Genomic DNA, 22345 nt, shown 5'->3' with positions numbered 1-22345 from the left:
GGCCGGCCCACGCCGCTGCCGGTTTCGCCGGCGGAAGCGCCGTCCATCTTCAACGGTTCGTAAGCGGCGCTGCCCGTGTCCGAATCGCGCGCCACTTCCGCCACCGTCAATCCCGATTCGGGCACCGCGTCCAGCGCGAGTTCGCCCGTTGCCGTGTCCACTTCACCAGGCAATTCCCCGAGCGTTCGCCGCCGCCTCGCCGCGCTGCTTTACGAAGCGCTGCTGCTGTTCGGCGTCGTGTTTATCGCGGGGTATCTGTTCAGCACGCTCACGCAGCAGCGCAACGGGCTCACGCATCACAACGTGATGGCGACGTGGATCGGGTTCGTCGTCGGTCTGTATTTCGTCTGGTTCTGGACCCACGGCGGCCAGACGCTGCCGATGAAAACCTGGCGCCTGCGCGTCGTCACAGCGAATGGCGCACCGCTCTCCGCGTGGCGCGCCGTCGGGCGCTATCTGCTGGCGTGGCTATGGTTTCTGCCGCCGCTCGCGCTTCATCCGCTGCTCGGGTTGCGCTTACCGCAAACTCTTGCGATCGCCGGAATCTGGTTCGTGCTGTGGGCGGCCACGGGGCGCCTCGGCGCGAGCCGCCAGTTTCTGCATGACCGGCTCGCCGGCACGCGCGTGATCGAAGTCGCGCGCTAGACATTGCACGCGCGCGTCGCGCAGTCGACCGCGCACTGAACCGCGCATCCACCACGCGAAGCGCTTCGCTATCGCCTCATCTAGCATCACATCGCATCACCTCCCATCGCTCCCGCAGTAATAAGAACTTCTCGTGACTGTCACGGCACCGTCACGCGTGGTAGGCCCAATACGGGCACTGCAACTCGACGCGTGAGCCATGGACTCCAAAACGTCCGCGACTTCCCTGTTCCGCCAGACCGGCCCGAGCGTCGACCCCGTCGCGTTCCGTCCGGAATCCAGCCCGAGCCACGGCTTTGCGCTGCCCGCCGTGCCCCAGCCGATCGACACCCAGACGCCGCAACACGACGACGAGCACGCCGAGCCGCACCGCTACCGCACGATCTGGCTGTCGGACATCCACCTCGGCTCGAGCGGCTGCCAGGCGCCGTATCTGCTCGACTTCCTGCGCCATAACGAGTCGGAATACCTCTATCTGGTGGGCGACATCATCGACGGCTGGCAGTTGAAAAAAGGCTGGTACTGGCCGCAGGCGCACAACGACGTCGTGCAGAAGGTGCTGCGCAAGGCGCGCAAAGGCACGCAAGTGATCTACGTGCCCGGCAATCACGACGAAGCCGCGCGCCAGTTCTGCGACCTCGCGTTCGGCGACATCCACGTGCGCGGCGAGGCGTTTCACACGACGCTCGCCGGCAAGCGCCTGTGGATCGTCCACGGCGATCTGTTCGACGGCGTGATCCAGCACGCGAAATGGCTCGCGTATCTCGGCGACACGCTCTACACGATGATCCTGATCCTGAACCGCTGGTTCAACCGGATCCGCAGCCGGCTCGGCTTTCCATACTGGTCGCTGTCGCAATACCTGAAGCACCAGGTCAAGAACGCGGTGAACTTCATCTCGTCGTTCGAACGCGTGATGACCGACGAAGCGCGCCGCCGCGGCTGCGACGGCGTGGTCTGCGGACACATCCACAAAGCCGAGATTCGCGACATCGACGGCGTGCTGTATTGCAACGACGGCGACTGGGTCGAAAGCCTGTCGGCGCTCGTCGAAACCTATGAAGGCGAACTCAAGGTGATCTACTGGACCGCGATGCGCAGCCCGCAAGCCGGCGTGCAAAAAGCCCGGGCAACCGCCTGACGCAACGCCGCTCTCCAGTCCGCTGGGCCGAATCGACGAACCATCCGAGGAGCAAACCGATGAAGATCATGATCGTCACCGACGCATGGGAACCGCAGGTCAACGGCGTCGTGCGCACGCTCAAGAACACCACGCGCGAGCTGACCGAACTCGGCCATCGCGTCGATCTGCTGACGCCGCTCGAATTCAGGACGATTCCGTGCCCGACGTATCCCGAGATCCGCTTGTCGCTGATGCCGCGCCGCAAGCTGCGTCAGCGTATCGGCGAGTTCGAACCGGACGCGCTGCATATCGCCACCGAAGGTCCGCTCGGCATGGCCGCGCGCGCCTACGCGATCCAGCACAAGCTGCCGTTCACGACCGCTTATCACACGCGCTTTCCCGAGTATGTGCAGGCGCGCTTCGGCATTCCGCTCGCCGCGACGTACAAGTTCCTGCACTGGTTCCACAAGCCGTCGCTCGCGGTGATGGCGCCGACGCCCGTGGTCAGGAACGACCTCGAGAAATTCGGCTTCACGAACGTCGTGCTGTGGACGCGCGGCGTCGATCTCGAGATTTTTCATCCGATGGACTCGAAGGTGCTCAACACCGCACGGCCGATCTTTCTGTATGTGGGGCGTGTGGCCGTCGAGAAAAACGTCGAGGCATTCTTGAAGCTCGATTTGCCGGGCTCGAAGTGGGTCGCCGGCGAAGGCCCCGCGCTCGCGGAACTGAAGTCGCGCTATCCGCAAGCGAATTATCTCGGCGTGCTGTCGCAGGCTGAACTCGCGAAAGTCTACGCGGCAGCCGATGTATTCGTGTTCCCGAGCCGCACCGATACGTTCGGTCTGGTGCTGCTCGAGGCGCTCGCCTGCGGCACGCCGGTAGCGGCGTATCCGGTCACCGGCCCGATCGACGTGCTCGGCGACGGCGGCGCCGGCGCGATGGACGAAGACCTGCGCGAAGCCTGTCTCGAAGCGCTGAAAATCGACCGCGCGCATGCACGCGCGTGGGCCGAGCGCTTCTCGTGGGCCGCGGCCTCCGAGCAATTCGCCGCGCATCTGAAGCCGTTGCCGCGCGCGTCGTATCGCGAGGAAAGCGCAGCCGCGTGACGCGGCGCGCCGGGTTGTCCATGCGAAGCCGATCCTCTCCTGCGAGCCGCGCGTCCGCGAACGGCGCGCTGCGCGCCGCGCACGCCGGCAGCGATGCTCACGACGCTCGCGTCAACCATGACGACCGCGACGACCATGATGACCACGACGCCGCGAGCGTCGAGCCGTTCGATAGCATTAGCGAGTCCGCCGTCATGAATCATGCAGAAGCCCATCTCATGAGCGGCCGCGAAGGCCACGCTCGCCACAGCCGTGTCGACGGCGACGGCGATGAAAGCGCCAGCATCAACCGGCACGGCTCACACGCCGCAGCCGAAATCCAGCACGAGCCGCTCAGCCCCGACGATCCGCTCGCGCCGCTGCCGTTCAATCCGTACAAGGGCAATCGCGGCCTCACGCGCGCGTGGCACGCGATGAAAAACTCGCTCGCGGGTTTTCGCGTGGCGATCCGCGAGGAAAGCGCGTTTCGTCAGGAGCTGACGCTGGCCGCGATTCTGCTGCCGTGCGGCGTGCTGGCTCCGGTTGAGCCCGTCTCGCGCGTGTTGCTGCTCGGCTCGGTGCTGCTCGTGCTGATTGTCGAACTGCTGAATTCGAGCGTGGAAGCGGCCATCGACCGTATCTCGCTCGAACGGCACGAGCTGTCGCGCCGCGCGAAAGACCTGGGCAGCGCCGCGGTGATGGTCGCGCTCGGCATGTGCGTGATGACGTGGGGGCTGATCGTCGGCCCGCTCGGCGTTGATTGGGTGAAAGCGTGGCTGTGAAGCTCATGGAAACCCTGAGTATCCGCTAGAGATTCGAACGCTCGGTTTATAATCGTCCGGCAGTCTTAAAAAACAGCAACCGCGTCCGGGTGGACCTACAGCAGCGGCACGCCGCCGCGCGCCCAACCCGGCGTAACCAGGGCCGGACGACATGGAAGCCAAACCTCCCCGCCGCACGCGCGAACGGATACTCGAACTGTCGTTGAAACTGTTCAACGAAATCGGCGAGCCGAACGTCACGACGACGACGATCGCCGAGGAAATGGAAATCAGTCCAGGCAACCTGTACTACCACTTCCGCAACAAAGACGACATCATCAACAGCATCTTCAGCCAGTTCGAGCAGGAGATCGAAAAGCGTCTGCGTTTTCCCGACGACCATCGCGCGACCATCGACGAAATGTGGTCCTATCTGCAGTACATGGTCGATTTCACGTGGCGCTATCGCTTCCTGTATCGCGATCTGAACGATCTGCTCGCACGCAACCGCACGCTCGAAACGCACTTCAAGCAGATCATCAGCCACAAGGTGCGCTTTGCGAGCCAGTTCTGCGATCAGCTCGTGGCCGACGGCGAAATGGTCGCCACGCCGGACGAGTTGCAGGTGATCGCCACGAATATCGGTGTGATCGCAACGTACTGGCTGTCGTATCAGTTCGTGATGAATCCGCGCAAATACAACGAGCAGGAGACGATTCGCGCGGAACTGCATCAGGTGAGCGTGCAGATCGTGTCGTTGATGGCGCCTTATCTGCGCGGCCGCTCACGGCAAATTTTCGACGATCTCGTTTCGGGCAAGCTCGAGAAACGCGAGTTCTACGACTATCTGCCGCCGAAGGAAGGCGCCGCGCCTCGCAACGAATAGGACGTTTTTCATGAAGTCGGTGTGTGTGTATTGCGGCTCCGCGAATGGAGCCAAACCGTTGTATGCAGAGGCCGCGCGTGCGTTCGGCCGCGCGCTGGTCGAAGCCGATCTGGCGCTTGTGTATGGCGGCGGCAAGGTCGGGCTGATGGGCGTGATCGCCGACACGGTGATGGCCGAAGGCGGCCGCGCGATCGGCGTGATTCCCGAGCTGCTGGTCAACAAGGAAGTCGGTCATAACGGCCTGACGGAGTTGCACGTCGTGCCCGACATGCATCATCGCAAGAAGATGATGGCCGATCTCTCGGATGCGTTTGTCGCGATGCCGGGCGGCGCGGGCACGCTCGAAGAGTTCTTCGAGGTCTACACGTGGGCGCAGCTCGGCTACCACCACAAACCGGTGGCGCTCCTGAATATCGACGGCTTTTACGATCCGTTGATGAAGCTGTTGCAGCACACGGTGGACGAAGGCTTCATGCGGCAGACGTATGTCGATATCCTGCAGATCGACTCCGATGCGGCCACGCTGATCGGCAAGCTGCAACGGTATCAGCCGCCGGTTGCCGATAAATGGGCGGTTAAGCGAGAAGCGGTTTGAGCGGGGGCGGTTGCTGCGGCTGCGGCTGAGAGCGCCGCGGGTTTCTCCGTGCGTTCTCGGCTTTGCTCTCGTTTTTTAGCTTCGCTTTCTGCCTCGCTTTTCGTTGCATTTTTTTCCGCTGCGTTTTTTCCCGCTTCGTTTCCAGCGCTCACCCTACTTTGCATGTCGAGGTTGCGATGACTCAGACCGTTCTCATCACTGGCGGCAGCCGCGGCATCGGCCGCGCGACCGCGCGCTTGCTCGGCGCGCGCGGCTGGTCGGTGGGCGTGAACTACGCGCGGAATCTCGCGGCCGCCGAGGAAACCGTCGCTGAAGTCGAGCGAGCCGGCGGACGCGCGCTGCCGATTGCCGGCGACGTCGCAAACGAAGCCGACGTCATCGCCATGTTCGACGCGGTCGTGCAGAAATTCGGCCGGCTCGACGCGCTCGTCAACAACGCGGGTATCGTTGCGCCGTCCATGCCGCTTGCCGACATGGATCTCGCGCGCCTCACGCGCATGTTCGACGTCAACGTGCTCGGCGCCTATCTGTGCGCGCGCGAAGCCGCGCGACGCATGTCGACGGATCGCGGCGGCGCGGGCGGCGTGATCGTGAATGTGTCGTCGGCGGCGGCGCGTTTGGGTTCGCCCAACGAATACGTCGACTATGCAGGCTCAAAAGGCGCAGTCGATACGATGACGCTCGGTCTCGCAAAGGAACTCGGGCCGCGCGGCGTGCGTGTCAATGCAGTGCGGCCTGGTCTCATCGATACCGAAATCCACGCGAGCGGCGGCAAGCCCGAGCGTGCGGCGCAACTCGGCGCGGCGACGCCATTGGGCCGTCCGGGGCGAGCTGATGAAGTGGCTGAGACCATCGTGTGGTTGTTGAGTGACGCCGCGTCGTATGTCACTGGGGCGCTTGTGGATGTCGCTGGGGGGCGTTAGGCGGCGGGGGTTGGTCTGCTGTTGTTCGGCGTTCGTTCTTTCGCCTTCGTTCTTTCGCCTTCGTTCTTTCGCCTTCGTTCTTTCGCCTTTGTTCCGCGTTCGTTCCGCGTTTCGTTGCAATCTTTCCGATTTTTTTTCGCCTTACTTCGGCGCTCTTTCTGCAATGCATTCGGCTTTTCTCCGCCTCCGTTAAGCGCTCCTTCCGCATCCCTTCCGCCCTCTTTCCGCTCTCCGTCCGTCGGCTCACGCAGCGCTCCTAGATAAGCCTCGCGTTGCTTCCACTGCCCGCTATATCCACCGCCACGGCAGGCGCAATCGCCGCATCCGTGCGCCGTCGCACGTGTAATCGGTCGTAATAATCGGAGACTACAATCGCGGGAATCGCGCGGCCTCGTGCGACGCAAGCCAGAACATCGTGCGCGCGATGCTGCCGCGCACCGCGACCAGAGATTCGTTTCATGCAAGAAAAACCTTCCGCTCCGTGGCGCAACGGGAACGCCGCGGCAGCGGTGTCCGCGCCGGCCGGCGTTGTGGATAGCGCGCCGCAAGTGCGCGTGGCCGGCGTTATCGACAGCGCACAGCAGGCGCACATGGCCAGCCTCATCGACAACGCGCCGCAAGCGCACATGGCCGGTCTCATCGACAGTGCCGAGCATGCGCGCTCGGCCGACCTTGCCGCAAACGGCACCGATACGGCCCAAGCCCAGACCGCCGAAGCCACAGCCTCACCACCCTCCGCCAAGCCCTCCAAACCTCACGCACCCGCCGCAGGCAACGAACCCACCATCGGCTCACCGCCTGCGGACCACTCAAACGACAGCAACAGCAACGGCAACAGCCGCGCCCCGCGCTGGCACGCGCTCAGCGCCTCACGCCCGCTAACGTACCTGATCGCGCTCGCCATCCTCTGCGCGTGGCTGCTGCCCGGCACCCTGGGACACGATCCCTGGAAACAGGACGAGACATACACGTTCGGCATCGTCCAGCACATGCTCGACACCGGCGATCTCGTCGTGCCGACCAACGCCGGGCAGCCGTTCGTCGAAAAACCGCCTGTCTACGACTGGGTGGCCGCGAGCTTCGCGTGGATGTTCGGCCGCTACCTGCCCTTGCACGACGCGGCGCGGCTCGCGAGTGCGCTGTTCGCGGGCCTGACGGTCTACTACACGGCCCGCGTCGCGCGCCGCGCGGTGAATGCGCCGAGCTGGTTCGACCTGCGCGTGATCGGCACGCTGGCGCTGTTCGGCGGCACGCTCGTCGTCGTCAAGCATGTGCACGACATGATGACCGACGTCGCGTTGATGGCCGGCGCGGCGATCGGCTTCTGCGGATTGTTCGAACTCGTGCTCGCGCATCTTCGTTACGACGGCCATCAAGAGCGCCTTTCCGCCGACGCCGCGCGCGAGCGCCGGCACGCGATTCTGAGCGGCGCGGCGATGTTCGGCGCGGGCGTCGGCGTATCGTTTCTCGCCAAGGGCCTGTTCGTGCCGCTGGTTTTCGGCGCGACCGTCTGCGCAGTGTTCGCGCTCTACCGCGCGTGCCGCAGCCGCAGTTTCGCCGCCGCGCTCGGCGTCGCGGCGCTCGTCTGCACGCCGTTCGCGCTGATCTGGCCGATCTGCTTCTATCTGCGCTCCGAGGCGCTCTTCAAGGTCTGGCTGTGGGATAACAACGTCGGCCGCTTTTTCGGTTTTTCGGTCGCCGAACTCGGCTCCGAAAGCGAAAGCCGGCTGTTCGTGCTGCGCACGGTCCTAAGCGTCGGCTTCCCAGTCGCGCCGCTTGTGCTGGCCGCGCTCGGCGGCGGCGCATGGCAGCGCTGGCGCGATCCGCGCGTCGCCTTGCCGGCGATCTTCGCGGGTGTCGGCTTCGCCGTGCTGCAAAGCTCGGCGACGATCCGCGAGCTGTACATCCTGCCGTTCATCGCGCCGCTCGCATTGCTGGCAATGCAAGGCGTCGAGCGCCTGCCGCCGCGTCTGCATGTAGTGTGGGACATGGCGAGCCGCGTGCTGTTCGGCAGCGTGGCGGCGCTCGCGTGGATCGTGTGGTCGATCATGAGCAGTCCGGCGAACACGCATGCTTCGCTGCACCGCCTCGGCCGATGGCTGCCGCTCGACTGGGTCTTGCCGATGAAACCCGCGCTGATCGCGGCTGCGTTGTTGATGACGCTCGGCTGGCTCTGGCTGCTGCCCGCCTTCAAGTACGCGGGCAAATGGCGCGGTGTGCTGAGCTGGTGCGCGGGCGCGATCGTCGCGTGGGGACTCGTGAGCACGCTGCTGCTGCCGTGGCTCGACTACGCGAAAAGCTACCGCTCGGTGTTCGAGAACCTCGGCGCCGCGCTGAGCGCGCAATGGAACGACGGCGATTGCATGGCGAGCGTCGGGCTCGGCGAATCCGAGGCGCCGATGCTCGACTACTACACGGACATCGAGCATCAGCCGACCGCGAACCCGCGCACGACTGAGTGCACATGGCTGATCGTCGAAAGCCGCCGCAACAACGCACTTCAACCGACGGGCGACTGGCGGCTATTCTGGTCGGGCGCGCGTCCCGGCGATACCGACGAGTTGTTGCGCGTTTTTGTGCGCACGCCGACGGTGCCGGCTGCGGTTGATGGTCGGTAACCTGACGCCGGGTGGCGCTGCGCGGCACGCCGCTAACTACCGCGCGCCCGCTTCCTCGCCCGCCGCGACTGAAACGACGACCCTGGCTCGCGCAAAAACGCGATTTCCTCCGCCGTCGATTCCCGTCCAAGCAGCGCATTGCGATGCGGAAAGCGCCCAAAGCGCTCGACGATCTCCGCATGCCTCACCGCGAACGAATAATACGACTCGCCACCGGGCTCCCCGGCGAGCGCTTTAAAAAGACGCAGCGACTCCCGCTGGCTCGCCGGCGCCTCGTCGTGTTCGAACGGCAGATAGGCAAACGCGCGATGATGCACGCTCGGCAACAGCCGATCCGCGCCGCTCGCCACCATCTGCTGCGCGATCTCCAACGCTTTGTGATCGGCGGCAAACGCACGCGCCGTGTCGCGATGGCAGTTGCGCGAAAACTGATCGAGCACGATGACGAGCGCAAGCGCGCCGAGCGGCGTGGCCGTCCAACTGTCGAGGCGCGAGTCGCGCGCCGCATCGATAAGGGTTCCGAAACGTTCGCGCAGCATCGCGTCGAACGATTCGTCGGCGGAAAACCACTGCTTGCGCGCCTCGCCGAAGCCCGGCGCATCGGGCGCGCCGAACCAGCAGTCGAGCACCTCGCGCGCTCGCGGATCGAGCGCGCTGTAAGCGGCGAGATCCGCCGGCGTGCGAGGCGGCGCCGCGCGTTCAGCGTCAACCATTGCGGTTGCGCATCCAGTCGGCCGTCTCGAAGAACGAACCAAGCAGGCGCTCTCTGAGCGGCTCGGCAAGCCCGACGTCTTCCATCGCCCAGGCCATGCAGCGCAGCCACTGATCGCGTTCGCTCGATGCAATCGCGAACGGCAATTGCCGCGCGCGCAACCGCGGATGCCCGAAGCGGCTGATGTAATGATCGGGGCCGCCCAGCCATCCGCACAGAAACCAGAACAGCTTGTCGCGCGAACCGTCCATCGATTCGGGATGCAGCGCGCGAATGCCGGCGAACTCGGCTTCAAGGTCCATCAGGTCGTAAAAACGGTCGACGAGTTCGCGCACGCGCGCTTCGCCGCCGACCAGTTCGAAGGCCGTCGGCTGCGCCGCGGAGAGTTCGTTGTCGATCTCACTCATAACCACTCATCAACGGAAAATAATCAGGCGTCCCGCAGCGATTGCAACGCGGGACGCGACAACACATGCCGCAAACTCAGCCAGCCGCCGACCGCCGCGCAGGCGATGCCGGCCGCGATTCCCGCCGGTAGCAGCCACGGGTTGAAGTCCAGATAGAACTGGAACACGCGCGTGGCCAGAATCCAGCCGATCACCTGCGCGCCGATCGCGGCCATCAGGCCGGCAAGCGCGCCGACCGCGACGAACTCCGCGATCTGCACCGCGCGCACCTGGCGATGCGACGCGCCGAGTGCCCGCAGCAGCGCGGATTCTCGCATACGCTCGTCGCGCGTGCCGGCGAGCGCGGCGTACAGCACCAGCACGCCCGCGGCGAGCGTGAACGCGAACAGGAACTGCACCGCGCCGATCACCTGCTGCAGCACGCGCTGCACCTGCGCGAGAATCGGACCGGTGTCGATGGCCGTCAGGTTCGGATAGGCGGCGATCAGACCGTCGATGGTCGCGCGCTTTTCCGCGGGCAAATGGAAACTGGTGATAAACGTCGCCGGGAAATCCTGCAACGCGGCGGGCGGCATCAGCACGAAGAAGTTGACCTTGAACGAACCCCAGTCGAGCTTGCGCACACTCGTCACGGGCGCGTCGATCTGCAAGCCGGTCACGTCGAAACGCAGCACATCGCCGGGCTTCACGTTGATGAGCTTCGCCAGGCCTTCTTCGATCGAAATCTGCGGAGCCTTCGTGTCGCCATACCAGGTGCCGGCGGAAATGCGATTGTCGTCCGGCAACTGCGTCGTGTACGACAGATTGAATTCGCGGTCGACGAGCCGTCGCGCGTCGTCGCCCTTGAACGAATCCGGATTGACCGGCTTGCCGTTGATCGCGGTGAGCCGGCCGCGCACCATCGGCGAGAGCACCGTGCCGGGCACGCCGTGCGTGTCGAGATAGTGCGTGACCGGTTCGCGCTGATCCGGCTGAATGTCGATGATGAATTCGTTCGGCGCATCGGGCGGCGTCGATTTGCGCCACCCGGCCACGAGGTCGTTGCGCGTCATCGCGATCAGCAGCAGGCACATCAGGCCGATGCCGAGCGCCGTGATCTGCAGCGCGCTCGCGCCGCTGCGCCGCTCCAGCGACGCCAGCGCGTAACGCCAGCCGATTCCCGCATTCACGCGCTCGCTGCGCACCGCGCGCGCCGCCGCCCACAACGCGAGCCGCGCGATGCACGCGAACACCAGCAGCCCGCCCGCGAACCCGCCCGCGACGATGCCGCCGAGCTTCAACTCGCCCGCCGCGACGATCAGCAGCGCCGCGAACAACACGATGCCGAGCGCGTACGCGGCCCACGCGGTGCGCCCCGCTTCGCCCCACTCGCGACGCAGCACGCGCACCGGCGGCACGCGCGTCAGCGGCAGCAGCGGCGGCAGCGCGAAACCGAGCAGCAGCACGAGACCGGCCGCAATGCCCTGGAGCGCGGGCCATGCCGTCGGGTACGGCAATTCGACGTCGATCAGACTGCCGAGCGACGTCAGCAACGCGAGATGGCCGAGAAAGCCGAGCGCCACGCCGAGCGCGCCGCCCGCCACGCCGACGCCCACGAATTCCAGCGTAAACAGCGCCCGCAGTGTGGACTGACTGACGCCGAGACAGCGCATCGCCGCGCAGCCGTCCAGATGGCGGCGCATGTACCGATGCGCGGCCATCGCAATCGCCACGGCCGCGAGCAGCGCGGTCAACAGCGACACGAGCGTGAGGAAATGACCGGCGCGATCGAGCGTCTGACGCACTTGCGGCTGGCCGTCCTGCAACGATTCGAGCGCGACGCCGCGCATCTTGCCGCCGTCCACCCTGCCGTGTGCGAACTGCGCGAAACGCGCGACCGCTGGATCCGCGCCCGCCACCAGCAGCCGGTACGTCACGCGGCTGCCGAACGTGATGAGGCCGGTGGACTGCACGTCATCGGCGCGCATCATCAGGCGCGGCGAGAAGTTGACGAACGAGAAGCCGCGGTCGAGTTCGCGCGTGATCATCGCGCCGATCGTGAAGCTGCGGTTGCCGACCTTCACGGTGTCGCCAACGCGCACCTTCAGCGCGTCGAGCAATTGCTGATCGACCCACACGGTACCCGGCGGCGGAATGGATTGCGCGGCGCGATCCGCGGCGCCCGGCCCGGGCGCGATGCGCAGCGCGCCGCGCAACGGATAACCCGGCGACACCGCCTTGATCGCGGCAAGCCGCGACACCGGCTGCGCGCCGCTCGAGTTGATCATGCTGGGGAAAATCGCCGTGGTGGCGGTGTTCAGGCCGAGCGCCGCGGCCTCGCGCGCGAACTGCGGATCGACCGGATGATCGGCGCGCACGATGAAGTCAGCGGCGATCATGCGTCTCGCGTCGCGCTCCAGGCCCTGATGCAAGCGGTCGGCGAGAAAGCCGACGCTCGCGAGCGCCGCCACGGCGAGCACGAGCGCGAGCAGCAGCATCGTGAGTTCGCCGGCGCGCCAGTCGCGCGCCGTCATGCGCAGCGCCTGGCGCAGCAGATCGCCGACGCTAAAGCGGCGCGCCGCGGGGACGGCGACCCGCGCCGTGGAACGTCCGGCTGTATCGCTCAATCGTGCCTGCTCCTCGCAAGGCGCGACACCATATGCGTCGCCATGCCGCGAAAGCCGCCCTGCACGCCGCGCCACAGACGCGGCAAGACCCAGCCGGCGAGCACCAGAAAGCCCACGATCAGCACCAGAAACAGCAGCGGCACAAATAGCGCGAGCAGAATGCCGCCGAACACGAAACCGTCTTCAGCCGTCGACGTGACGATGTTCGACACCGGTTCCGGCGACAGATTGATGAGCGCGCGCGTGCCCGCTTTCGTCAGATGCGCGGTGCCCGCCAGTGTGCCGCCCGCGAGCGCGGCAACCGTCAGCAGCGCCGGATCGGCATGGCCCAACGCGCCGGCTGCGAGCACGGCGCCGGCCGGAATGCGGATGAAGGTGTGAATCGCGTCCCATAGCGAATCGAACGCGGGAATCTTGTCGGCGAGAAATTCGGTGACGGTGAGCACGCCCGCCACGCCGATCACCCACGGCGAGGACAGCGCGGACAACGTATCGGGAAGATGAATCAGACCGAGGCGCTCGAACACGCCGGCCAGCAGGACCGTCAGATAGAGGCGCAGGCCGCTGCCCCATGAGAGCCCCGCAGCAAGCGAAAGTGATTCAAGCATGGCCGCCTCCAGGCGCGCTGTGCGTGCCGGGCGCTTCGGGGGCAATCAGGGATGAGCCGCCGCACCGAAGTCGTCAGACCCGCGCCAAGCCGGCCGCGCCGGGCAGGCCGCGGGCAATTTCAGATTGGTTTCCATCTCATTATAGCCACGTTAATTCGCAGAACGCAGAGTGGCTTGCAAATTGGCGGACTATGCAGCAGAGGCAAAGGCCGCGCCGGTAGCGACCGGCGCGTGAGTATGCCGATGCGCGTTCTGATGCAGCGCGCTTAATGCCCGGACGAGAGCTTGAGCCCGATCAGCCCGACGACGATCAGCGCCGCGCTCGCCACGCGCGCGGCCGTGAGCGCTTCACCCATCATCACGATGCCGAAAACGAAGGCGCCGACGGCGCCGATGCCGGTCCAGACCGCGTAGGCGGTGCCGAGCGGCAACTGCCGCATCGCCATCGCAAGCAGGATAAAGCTGCCGAGCGCCGTGACGATGGTGAAGACAGAAGGCCACAGCCGGGTGAAACCGTCGGAACTCTTGAGACCGGCCGCCCACGCGACTTCGAGCAGACCGGCGATGAACAGAAGAATCCAGGACATGAAACAGCTCCATGATCAGATGGGGCCGTCCCCGTTTGTAAATGGCGTAAGGTCGTCCTTACGGTCCGTAATTATAACGACGCCTGCACCATCTTGCTGCGCGCCCGCAAGTCGCCGCCCTGCTCACAGGACGCCGACCAGCCGATAGCCGACGCCCGTCTCCGTGACGATATGCTCGGGCTGCGCCGGATCGCGCTCGAGCTTGCCGCGCAGATGCGCCATGTAAATGCGCAGATAGTGATAGCTCTCCACGTGCGACGGCCCCCACACGTCGCGCAACAGTTGCCGGTGCGTCAGCACGCGGCCGGCGTGGCGCACGAGCGTCGCGAGCAGCCGGTATTCGATCGGCGTCAGATGGACCGCCGCGCCGTCGCGCGTGACCTGCCGCAACGCGAGGTCAACGCTCACCGCGCCGAAGCGCACTTGCGGCGATTCGTTCGCGCCGCCCTGATTGCGCCGCCGAAGGTGCGCGCGAATCCGCGCGAGCAGTTCCGAGACGCCGAACGGCTTGGTCAGGTAATCGTCGGCGCCGGCATCGAGCGCCGCGACTTTCTCGCTTTCCTGCGTGCGCGCCGACAGCACGATCACCGGCAGTTCGCTCCAGCCGCGCAATTCGCGGATCACGTCGAGGCCGTCGGTATCGGGCAGGCCGAGATCGACGATCACGAGGTCGGGCTTGCGCGTCGCGGCCTCCACGAGACCCTGCTTGCCGGTCTCGGCGTCATGCACGACGATGCCCTCGTCTTCGAGCGCCGTCCGCACGAAACGGCGGATCTGCTTTTCGTCTTCGATCAGAACGACGGTGATGCTCGGGTCACTCATGGGTCGGTTTGGCAAGCGGGTTCGGGTTCATGTTGTCGGCGGCTCGGTCTTCGGCGGATTGGTCTTGCAGTGCGTCGGGCGCATCTGGCGCGTCGGCGGCTTCGGGCAGGTCGGGCACGTCCGGCGGCGTTTCAACCGGCAGCGTAAACCAGAAACGCGCGCCTTCGACGCGGCTGCCCGCCGCCTCGTCCGTTCCCGCCGACATGCGATTCACCGCGCCGATGCTGCCGCCATGCGCTTCGACAATCGCGCGGCAAATCGCGAGACCGAGCCCGATGCCCGGCTTCGCCGATTCCTTCTCGCCGCGCGTGAACTTCTCGAACACGCGAGTTTCCATGCCGGCGGGCAAACCCGGCCCATTATCGTCGATGGTCACGCGCACGAACGACTTGCCGTCCGCGTCGAAACGCTGCGCGCCGATCGTCAACGGCGTGCCCGTCGACGTGTATTTCGCCGCGTTCTCGAAGAGGTTCGAGAAGAGCCGCTCCATCAGCACGGCGTCGAGCTGCAGCAGCGGCAAATCCGCGGCAAGCTCGATCCGCACCGGATGCCCGCTCAGCACGCGCTTGCACGCACGCAGCGCCGCGCCCACGGTTTCCTCGAGCAGCGTCCATTGCCGGTTCAATTGCAGACTGCCCGCCTGCAAGCGCGCCATGTCGAGCAGATTGGTCACGATGCCGGTCATGCGCAGCGCTTCTTCATGGATCGCGTCCACGAGCTCGTCGTCGCGCCGCGCGTCGGCCGCGTGTTCGCGCGATTGCGCCAGCATCGACGAAAAGCCGACGATGGTCGTGAGCGGCGTACGCAAATCGTGCGAAATCGCGGACAGCAACGAGTTTCGCAAACGTTCGGATTCCATATTGACGAGCGCGTCGCGTGCGATGTCCACGTAATGCACGCGCTCGAGCGCGAGCGCGATTTGCGCGGCGAACGCGTCGAGCATGCGCTGCTGCTCGGGCGCGTTCAGCTCGCGCTCGTCGCGCAGCACGGCCGCGAGCACGCCGCGCGTGCGCATCGGCGCCTTCAGCGGCAGATACAGCGCGGCTGCGGCCGGCAGGGTGTCGGTGCCGTGGCCGGCCGGCTTCTCGTGATCGTAGACCCACTGGCCGACGTCGGTATCGAGCAATTCGCCTTCGAGCGTGATGGCCGCGTCGGGGTCTTCGATCTTCTGCTTCACGCGGTCCGCGCTGTCCGGCAACAGGATCGCGACGCGCGCGCCGAACACTTCGCTCACGTGACGGCTGCCGATGCCGACGATCTGCTCGGTGGTCAGCGCCGCCGCGAGTTCGCGCGCCATCGCATACATCGCGCCGGTGCGCTGCTCGCGACGCCGCGCGATCCGCGCTTCGCGCCGCAAGCTCGACGTGAGATGGCTGATCACGAGCGAAGTCAGCAACATGCCGAAGAACGTCAGCAGATATTGCGTATCCGACACCGACAACGACAGGCGCGGCGGCACGAAGAAAAAGTCGAACGCGGCGACGCTCATGAACGACAGCAGCACGCCTGGCCCGCGCCCGAGTTTCACCGCCGCAAAGATCACGCCGAGCAGATACAGCATGACGAGGTTCGTCAGATCGATGCGCTCGTTCAGTTGGCTCGCCACCGCGGTGATGCCCGCGCAGATCGCGAGCGCCCAACCGTATGCACGCGGCGGCGAGCGGCGCTCGCGCGCGGCGCTCAACGCGTCGCGCCATGCGTTGGCCGTCGTGCTCAGCAGCCGGCGCTCGTGGTCGCCGCCGCTATCGGACGAAGCGCGGATCAGCGTGACGTCCGCATGACCGCCGTGTTCGGCGAGACGCTCACCAAGCGGCCGGCGCAGCCAGCGCCGGATGCCGGTGCGTGCCGATGCGCCCGCCACCAGCTTCGACACATTGCGCGCCTGCGCATAACCGGTCAGCGCGGCCACGGCGTCCGCGCCCGCGAGCGTCGCGGTTTCCGCGCCCAGTTCCGCGGCGAGCTTCAATGCGTTGAGCGTGCGTTCACGGCGCGCGTCGGGCAGACGCTGCAACGCGGGCGTTTCGACATAGACGGCGATCCAGTCGGCCTTGAGGCTCGCGGCAAGACGCGCCGCCGCGCGCACCAGCATCGGCGCTTCAGGACCAGGGCCGACGCACACCAGCAAGCGCTCCCGCGCCTGCCAGATTCGCTCGATCGAACGGTCCGCGCGATATTCACGCATTTGCGCGTCGACGCGATCGGCCGTACGGCGCAAGGCAAGCTCGCGCAGCGCGATCAGATTGCCTTTGCGAAAGAAGTTGCGCACCGCGCGCTCGGCCTGCTGCGCGAGATACACCTTGCCGTCGCGCATGCGATCGAGCAATTCCTCGGCGGGCAGATCGACCAGCGTGACTTCGTCGGCGCGATCGAACACGCGGTCGGGCACCGTCTCCCACACGCGAATGCCGGTGATTTGCCCCACCACGTCGTTCAGACTTTCGAGGTGCTGAACGTTGACGGTCGTGTACACATCAATGCCGGCGTCGAGCAGTTCATACACGTCCTGCCAGCGCTTCAGATGCCGCGCGCCTTGCACATTCGAATGCGCGAGTTCGTCGACGAGTATCAGTTGCGGCTTGCGGGCCAGCGCCGCGTCGAGGTCGAACTCGCCGAGCTTGCGGCCGCGATACTCGATGTGCGCGAGCGGCAGCACGTCGAGACCTTCGAGCAGCGCCGCCGTTTCGCCACGCCCATGCGTTTCGGCGATGCCGACGACCACGTCCGCACCTTCGTCGCGACGGCGACGCGCCGCCTGCAACATCGCATACGTCTTGCCGACGCCCGCCGATGCGCCGAAGAAAATCTTCAGCTTGCCGCGCTGACGCTTTTGTTCGTCGCGCTGCAGCTTGTCGAGCAGTTCGTCAGGATCGGGACGGTTCATGCGTGAATGCTTTGATGTTTTGCTGGTGGGCGCGCGGCGGTGCGTGCAATGGTGGCACGGCGGCGGCCCGGCCGCAAATCAGATGCAAATGGGCTTGTGGCCGAAGCCGCGTGCAATCGCCGGCATTGTGCGTCAGCGACGCGCTCAGCCGCGCTTCATCTCATCCAGCGCAAGATTCAGTTGCAGCACGTTCACGCGCCGCTCGCCGAGCATGCCCAATTGCCGCCCGCTCGTATAACGGTCGACCAGCGCCTCTACTTCGTTCGGCGCAAGTCCGCGCGCTTTCGCGACGCGTCCGATCTGATACGCGGCAGCCGCCGGGCTGATCTCAGGATCGAGTCCGCTTCCCGACGATGTCACGAGATCGACCGGCACAGGTGCCGACATGTCGGTGCCCGCTGCCTTCAACGCGTCGATGCGGCCTTTGACTTCATCGAGCAACGCCGGATTCGTAGGCCCGAGGTTCGAGCCGCCCGAAGCCTGCGCGTTATACGGCATCGGGCTCGTCGCCGACAGCCGTCCCCAGAAGTACTGCGGCGCGTCGAACTGCTGACCGATCAGCTTCGAGCCGACGACCTTGCCGTCGCGCTCGATCAGACTGCCGTTCGCCTGGTCGCGAAAGAGCGTTTGACCGACTGCGGTCATCACCGCCGGATAAGCGAGACCGGTCACGGCGCTCAGCACCGCAAAAATAACGAGCAACGGACGCAACAAATTTTTCATGACGATCACTCCTTCAACACAAGCCGCTTCAAACCCAGCCGAATGCGGCCAGCACCATATCGATCAACTTGATGCCGATGAACGGCACCACGATTCCGCCGAGTCCGTACACGAGCAGATTGCGTCGCAACAGAACGGCCGCGCCGAGCGCGCGATAGCGCACGCCCTTTAGCGCGAGCGGAATCAGCAGCACGATGATCAGCGCATTGAAAATCACCGCCGACATGATCGCGGACGCGGGCGTCGCGAGATGCATGACGTTCAGCGCATTGAGCGCCGGGTAGGTGGTCGCGAACGCGGCCGGAATGATCGCGAAGTACTTCGCGAGATCGTTCGCAATCGAGAACGTGGTGAGCGAGCCGCGCGTCATCAGCATCTGCTTGCCGATCTCGACAATCTCGATCAGCTTGGTCGGATTCGAATCGAGGTCGACCATGTTGCCCGCTTCTTTCGCGGCCTGCGTGCCGGTGTTCATCGCGACGGCGACGTCGGCCTGCGCGAGCGCAGGGGCGTCGTTGGTGCCGTCGCCGGTCATCGCGACGAGCCGGCCTTCCGCCTGGTGCGCGCGAATCGTCGCGAGCTTCGCCTCGGGGGTGGCTTCCGCGAGGAAATCGTCGACGCCGGCTTCCGCCGCAATCGCCGCAGCCGTCAGCCGGTTGTCGCCCGTCACCATCACGGTCTTGATGCCCATTTTGCGCAGCTCGGCAAAGCGCTCCTTGATGCCGCCTTTGACCACGTCCTTCAACTCGATCACACCGAGCACGCGCGCGCCCTGCTCGCCTTTCTCCGCGACCACGAGCGGCGTGCTGCCGCGCCGCGCGACTTCGGCCACCGCCTGACTCACTTCGTTCGGAAAACGGCCACCGTTGGCTTCGACGTAATGCTTGACCGCGTCCGCGGCGCCCTTGCGAATCTCGCGGCGCGACGTGTCCGAAGACGTTCCCTTCGGCGCAAGATCGACGCCGCTCATCCGTGTTTGCGCGGTGAACGCGAGAAACTCCGCGTGCAGCGAGGCCATATCGCGTTGCCGGATATTGAAGCGCTGCTTCGCCAGCACGACGATGCTGCGGCCTTCAGGCGTTTCGTCGGCCAGCGACGAAAGCTGCGCCGCGTCCGCGAGCGCTTCTTCGGTCAAACCCGGCGCAGGAATAAAGAGCGACGCCTGACGGTTGCCGAGCGTGATCGTGCCGGTCTTGTCGAGCAGCAGCACGTCGACGTCGCCGGCCGCTTCGACCGCGCGGCCCGAGGTCGCGATCACGTTCGCCTGCATCATGCGGCTCATGCCGGCCACGCCGATGGCCGACAACAATCCGCCGATGGTGGTCGGAATCAGGCACACGAGCAGCGCGACCAATGCGGTAATCGTCACCACATGGCCCGCCGAATTGGTCAGATGCGCGGCTTCCACGGAGAAGATCGAGAACGGCAACAGCGTCGCGGTCGCAAGCAGCATCACGATCGTCAGCGCGACGAGCAGAATGGTCAGCGCGATTTCGTTCGGCGTCTTCTGACGCTTCGCGCCTTCGACCATCGCGATCATGCGGTCGAGAAACGCCTCGCCGGGATTCGCCGTGACGCGCACGACGATCCAGTCGGACAGCACGCGCGTGCCGCCCGTCACCGACGAAAAGTCTCCGCCCGACTCGCGAATCACGGGCGCGGATTCGCCCGTAATCGCCGATTCGTCGACGGATGCGACGCCGTCGACCACTTCGCCGTCGGCGGGAATCACGTCGCCGGTTTCGATCAGCACCACGTCGCCGCGGCGCAAGTCCGAGGCCGTGACAATGCGGATCGGCGACTTCGGATGCGGCTCGTTGAGCTTTTTCGCCATCACGTCTTTCTTCGCGCTGCGAAGCGACGCGGCCTGCGCTTTCGAGCGGCCTTCCGCGAGGGCTTCGGCGAAGTTCGCGAACAGCACCGTGAACCACAGCCACAGCGTGACCGCGAGAATGAAACCCGCGGGCGCCTCGGCCTGGCCGGCGAGCGCGGCGATCCAGAGAACCGTCGTCAGAATACTGCCCACGTACACGCAGAACATCACCGGGTTGCGGAATTGCGTGCGCGGCGTGAGCTTCCTGAATGAATCCGCGATCGCCGGGCGCAGCAGCGCCGGGTCGAACATGGACATCGTTGCATTGTGTTCAGTCATTGAATCCTCGAATGTCGCGTTGACTCATGGCCGCGTCAATGCGCGCCCATCATCATCAGATGTTCGACGCCGGGCCCGAGCGCAAGCGCGGGCACGTACGTCAGCGCGCCGACCAGCAGCACCGTGCCGAGCAACAGCACGACGAAAAGCGGCCCATGCGTCGGCAATGTGCCGCCCGTCACGCCGATGCGCTTCTTCGCGGCGAGCGAGCCGGCAATCGCGAGCACGGGAACGATCGTGCCGAAGCGGCCGAACCACATCGCGATGGCGGTCAGCCAGTTGTAGAACGGCGTGCCCACCGTGAGGCCCGCGAACGCGCTGCCGTTGTTGTTCGCCGCCGAGCTGAACGCGTAGAGGATTTCGGAGAAGCCATGCGGGCCCGGATTGGCGATACCGGCCTTGCCCGCTTCGCTCAGCACCGCGATCGACGTGCCCACCAGCACGAGCAACGGCGTCAGCAGCACGACGATGGAGACCATCTTCATCTCATACGCTTCGATCTTCTTGCCGACATACTCGGGCGTGCGGCCGATCATCAAACCCGCGACGAACACCGCGAGCAGCGCGAACACGAGCATGCCGTACAGACCCGAGCCGACCCCGCCGAAGATGACCTCGCCAAGCTGCATCAACAGCAGCGGATAGAGGCCGCCGATCGGCGTCAACGAGTCGTGCGTGTTCGCCACCGCGCCGCACGAAGCCGCCGTCGTCGCAATCGTGAAGATGCCGGATTGGGCGATACCGAAGCGCGTTTCCTTGCCCTCGGCGTTGCCGCCCGACTGCATCGCGTTCGCCGACTGATCGACGCGCAACGCGGCAAACGCCGGATTGCCGCTCTGTTCAGCGCCGATTTCGCCGAACACGCAGACGCCGAATGCAATCGTCATCGCGGCCAGCACCGCGACGCCCTGCTTGCGATCCGCGATCATGCGGCCGAACACCAAAGCGAGCGCCGATGGAATGATCAGGATGGCGAATATTTGCAGGAAGTTCGATAACGGCGTCGGGTTTTCATACGGATGCGCCGAATTGCCGTTGAAGAAACCGCCGCCGTTCGTGCCGATCATCTTGATCGCTTCCTGCGACGCAACCGGGCCCATCGCGATGGTCTGCGTTTTAACCGGCGTGTCGACCGTCAGCGCGTTGCCCTTCGCATCCTTCAACGGATTGCCTTGTGCATCGAGTTTCGGCGCGGCGTAAGTCGTCGTCTGCAACGTGGGGATGTCTTCGTAGGCCTTGAAGTTCTGGATCACGCCCTGGCTCATCAGCAGCGCGGCAAACACGACCGACATCGGCAGCAGCACGTAAAGCGTCACGCGCGTCAGGTCGACCCAGAAGTTGCCGATGGTTTGCGCGGTATGGCGCGCGAAGCCGCGAATCAGCGCGATCACGACGACGATGCCGGTTGCCGCCGACAAGAAGTTCTGCACGGTCAGGCCGAGCATCTGCGTGAGATAACCGACTGTCTGCTCCGGCGTGTAGTCCTGCCAGTTCGTGTTGGTCACGAAACTGACCGCCGTATTGAACGCACCGTCGACGGTCATCGCGCCAAGCTGCTGCGGATTGCCGGGCAGCCAGCCCTGCAAGCGCAACAGCGCATACAGAAACACGACGCCCAGCACGTTGAACGCGATCACCGCGACCGCGTATTGCTTCCAGCTCATTTCGCTCGACGGATCGACGCCGGCCGCGCGATACAACAGGCGCTCGATTGGTCCGCCGACGCGCAGCACGCGCGAACTCCCGTCCATCACGCCGCAGAGATAGCGCGACAGCGGCACGGCCGCAGCGAGCAGCACGACGATAAAGAGCCCGGCTTGCAGGACATTGTTCGAATTCATTCGATGTCCTCCGCGCGCAACAGCGCATAGACCAGGTACGCGAACAGCAGCGCGGTCGCCGCACCCGACATCCACAGCATCCAGTTCATGAGCGCGCTCCCTGTCTGCGGGAGAGCAGCAGCTTCTCGCAACCGGCGATCAATGCAAAGGTCAGCGCGGCAAAGAGCGCGATGGCTCCGACGTACAGCACATCCATTGTTGTTCTCCATTGACGGACTTTGGATAGCCGCAACGATAGGCGCGCGCGCGTAAAGGCCCGATCAAAGCTTGTACAGGCCGTATAAAAATCGCGTAAACGGAGAGACTCACAATGCAAAAGGACCGCTCCATCGCGAGATGGAGCGGCCCTTCCTGTGAAACGCGAAAC

The 22345-nt window shown here is 65.3% G+C and carries 20 protein-coding genes; 8 read left to right on the top strand and 12 right to left on the bottom strand.

What is annotated here, in order from left to right; genetic code table 11:
• Positions 1 to 153 precede the first annotated feature (153 nt).
• The 8 genes from P0D87_RS25455 to P0D87_RS25420 all read left to right on the top strand — a co-directional run bounded on the left by P0D87_RS25455 (position 154) and on the right by P0D87_RS25420 (position 8639).
• Entirely contained in the window at positions 154 to 645 is a 492-nt protein-coding gene (locus P0D87_RS25455; protein WP_035570260.1) for an RDD family protein, read from the top strand.
• Between the two features lie 199 nt (positions 646 to 844).
• On the top strand, positions 845 to 1786 hold the full coding sequence (locus tag P0D87_RS25450; RefSeq protein ID WP_053857810.1) for a UDP-2,3-diacylglucosamine diphosphatase: 942 nt from the start codon (positions 845 to 847) through the stop codon (positions 1784 to 1786).
• A 59-nt stretch (positions 1787 to 1845) separates the two neighbouring features.
• The gene (locus P0D87_RS25445) at positions 1846 to 2877 is read left to right on the top strand and encodes a glycosyltransferase family 4 protein (RefSeq protein WP_006048227.1); all 1032 of its coding nucleotides are present in this window, start codon (positions 1846 to 1848) and stop codon (positions 2875 to 2877) included.
• Between the two features lie 20 nt (positions 2878 to 2897).
• Positions 2898 to 3638: a diacylglycerol kinase gene (locus P0D87_RS25440; protein WP_082367049.1), complete on the top strand. Its 741-nt coding sequence runs from the start codon at positions 2898 to 2900 to the stop codon at positions 3636 to 3638.
• A 151-nt stretch (positions 3639 to 3789) separates the two neighbouring features.
• Entirely contained in the window at positions 3790 to 4503 is a 714-nt protein-coding gene (locus P0D87_RS25435; protein WP_006048229.1) for a TetR/AcrR family transcriptional regulator, read from the top strand.
• Between the two features lie 10 nt (positions 4504 to 4513).
• Positions 4514 to 5098 (top strand): LOG family protein, encoded by a 585-nt coding sequence (locus P0D87_RS25430; RefSeq protein ID WP_006048230.1) that lies wholly within the window; start codon positions 4514 to 4516, stop codon positions 5096 to 5098.
• Between the two features lie 176 nt (positions 5099 to 5274).
• On the top strand, positions 5275 to 6021 hold the full coding sequence (locus P0D87_RS25425; RefSeq protein WP_053857809.1) for an SDR family oxidoreductase: 747 nt from the start codon (positions 5275 to 5277) through the stop codon (positions 6019 to 6021).
• 458 nt (positions 6022 to 6479) lie between these two features.
• Positions 6480 to 8639 (top strand): ArnT family glycosyltransferase, encoded by a 2160-nt coding sequence (locus P0D87_RS25420; protein WP_171800280.1) that lies wholly within the window; start codon positions 6480 to 6482, stop codon positions 8637 to 8639.
• A gap of 32 nt (positions 8640 to 8671) precedes the next feature.
• Here the strand turns inward: P0D87_RS25420 and P0D87_RS25415 are convergent, their stop codons facing one another.
• The 12 genes from P0D87_RS25415 to P0D87_RS25360 all read right to left on the bottom strand — a co-directional run bounded on the left by P0D87_RS25415 (position 8672) and on the right by P0D87_RS25360 (position 22174).
• Positions 8672 to 9352: a DUF924 family protein gene (locus tag P0D87_RS25415; RefSeq protein WP_053857808.1), complete on the bottom strand. Its 681-nt coding sequence runs from the start codon at positions 9350 to 9352 to the stop codon at positions 8672 to 8674.
• Positions 9345 to 9758 (bottom strand): group II truncated hemoglobin, encoded by a 414-nt coding sequence (locus tag P0D87_RS25410; protein ID WP_408637071.1) that lies wholly within the window; start codon positions 9756 to 9758, stop codon positions 9345 to 9347. Before P0D87_RS25410 ends, P0D87_RS25415 begins: the two co-directional genes overlap by 8 nt.
• Before the next feature lie 23 nt (positions 9759 to 9781).
• The gene (locus P0D87_RS25405) at positions 9782 to 12364 is read right to left on the bottom strand and encodes an ABC transporter permease (RefSeq protein WP_053857806.1); all 2583 of its coding nucleotides are present in this window, start codon (positions 12362 to 12364) and stop codon (positions 9782 to 9784) included.
• Complete coding sequence (locus P0D87_RS25400; protein ID WP_013587744.1) at positions 12361 to 12972, bottom strand: DUF4126 domain-containing protein; 612 nt, start codon at positions 12970 to 12972, stop codon at positions 12361 to 12363. Before P0D87_RS25400 ends, P0D87_RS25405 begins: the two co-directional genes overlap by 4 nt.
• Before the next feature lie 266 nt (positions 12973 to 13238).
• Positions 13239 to 13559 carry a quaternary ammonium compound efflux SMR transporter SugE gene (gene sugE / locus P0D87_RS25395; RefSeq protein WP_006048237.1) on the bottom strand — a complete coding sequence of 107 codons (321 nt, stop codon included), beginning with the start codon at positions 13557 to 13559 and terminating at the stop codon, positions 13239 to 13241.
• A 123-nt stretch (positions 13560 to 13682) separates the two neighbouring features.
• Positions 13683 to 14381: a two-component system response regulator KdpE gene (kdpE, locus tag P0D87_RS25390; protein WP_053857805.1), complete on the bottom strand. Its 699-nt coding sequence runs from the start codon at positions 14379 to 14381 to the stop codon at positions 13683 to 13685.
• A complete protein-coding gene (locus P0D87_RS25385) occupies positions 14374 to 17262 on the bottom strand; it encodes a DUF4118 domain-containing protein (protein ID WP_053857804.1) in 2889 nt (962 codons plus the stop codon). The genes kdpE and P0D87_RS25385 overlap by 8 nt, the downstream gene beginning before the upstream one ends.
• A gap of 144 nt (positions 17263 to 17406) precedes the next feature.
• Positions 17407 to 17985 carry a potassium-transporting ATPase subunit KdpC gene (gene kdpC / locus P0D87_RS25380; RefSeq protein WP_006048240.1) on the bottom strand — a complete coding sequence of 193 codons (579 nt, stop codon included), beginning with the start codon at positions 17983 to 17985 and terminating at the stop codon, positions 17407 to 17409.
• A gap of 28 nt (positions 17986 to 18013) precedes the next feature.
• Positions 18014 to 20137, bottom strand: coding sequence for a potassium-transporting ATPase subunit KdpB (kdpB, locus tag P0D87_RS25375; protein ID WP_053857803.1), 2124 nt, complete (start codon positions 20135 to 20137; stop codon positions 18014 to 18016).
• A gap of 35 nt (positions 20138 to 20172) precedes the next feature.
• A complete protein-coding gene (gene kdpA / locus P0D87_RS25370; RefSeq protein WP_053857802.1) occupies positions 20173 to 21978 on the bottom strand; it encodes a potassium-transporting ATPase subunit KdpA in 1806 nt (601 codons plus the stop codon).
• Positions 21975 to 22067 (bottom strand): K(+)-transporting ATPase subunit F, encoded by a 93-nt coding sequence (gene kdpF / locus P0D87_RS25365; protein ID WP_006048244.1) that lies wholly within the window; start codon positions 22065 to 22067, stop codon positions 21975 to 21977. The genes kdpA and kdpF overlap by 4 nt, the downstream gene beginning before the upstream one ends.
• Positions 22064 to 22174, bottom strand: a complete 111-nt coding sequence (locus P0D87_RS25360) for a hypothetical protein (RefSeq protein ID WP_006048245.1) — start codon at positions 22172 to 22174, stop codon at positions 22064 to 22066. Before P0D87_RS25360 ends, kdpF begins: the two co-directional genes overlap by 4 nt.
• Positions 22175 to 22345 lie beyond the last annotated feature (171 nt).

This window comes from Paraburkholderia sp. RL17-368-BIF-A, assembly GCF_046054045.1.
GTDB classification, from domain to species: Bacteria; Pseudomonadota; Gammaproteobacteria; order Burkholderiales; family Burkholderiaceae; genus Paraburkholderia; species Paraburkholderia graminis.
The sequence above is the reverse complement of the archived record's forward strand: the minus strand, read 5'-3'. Positions and strand labels throughout refer to the sequence as shown.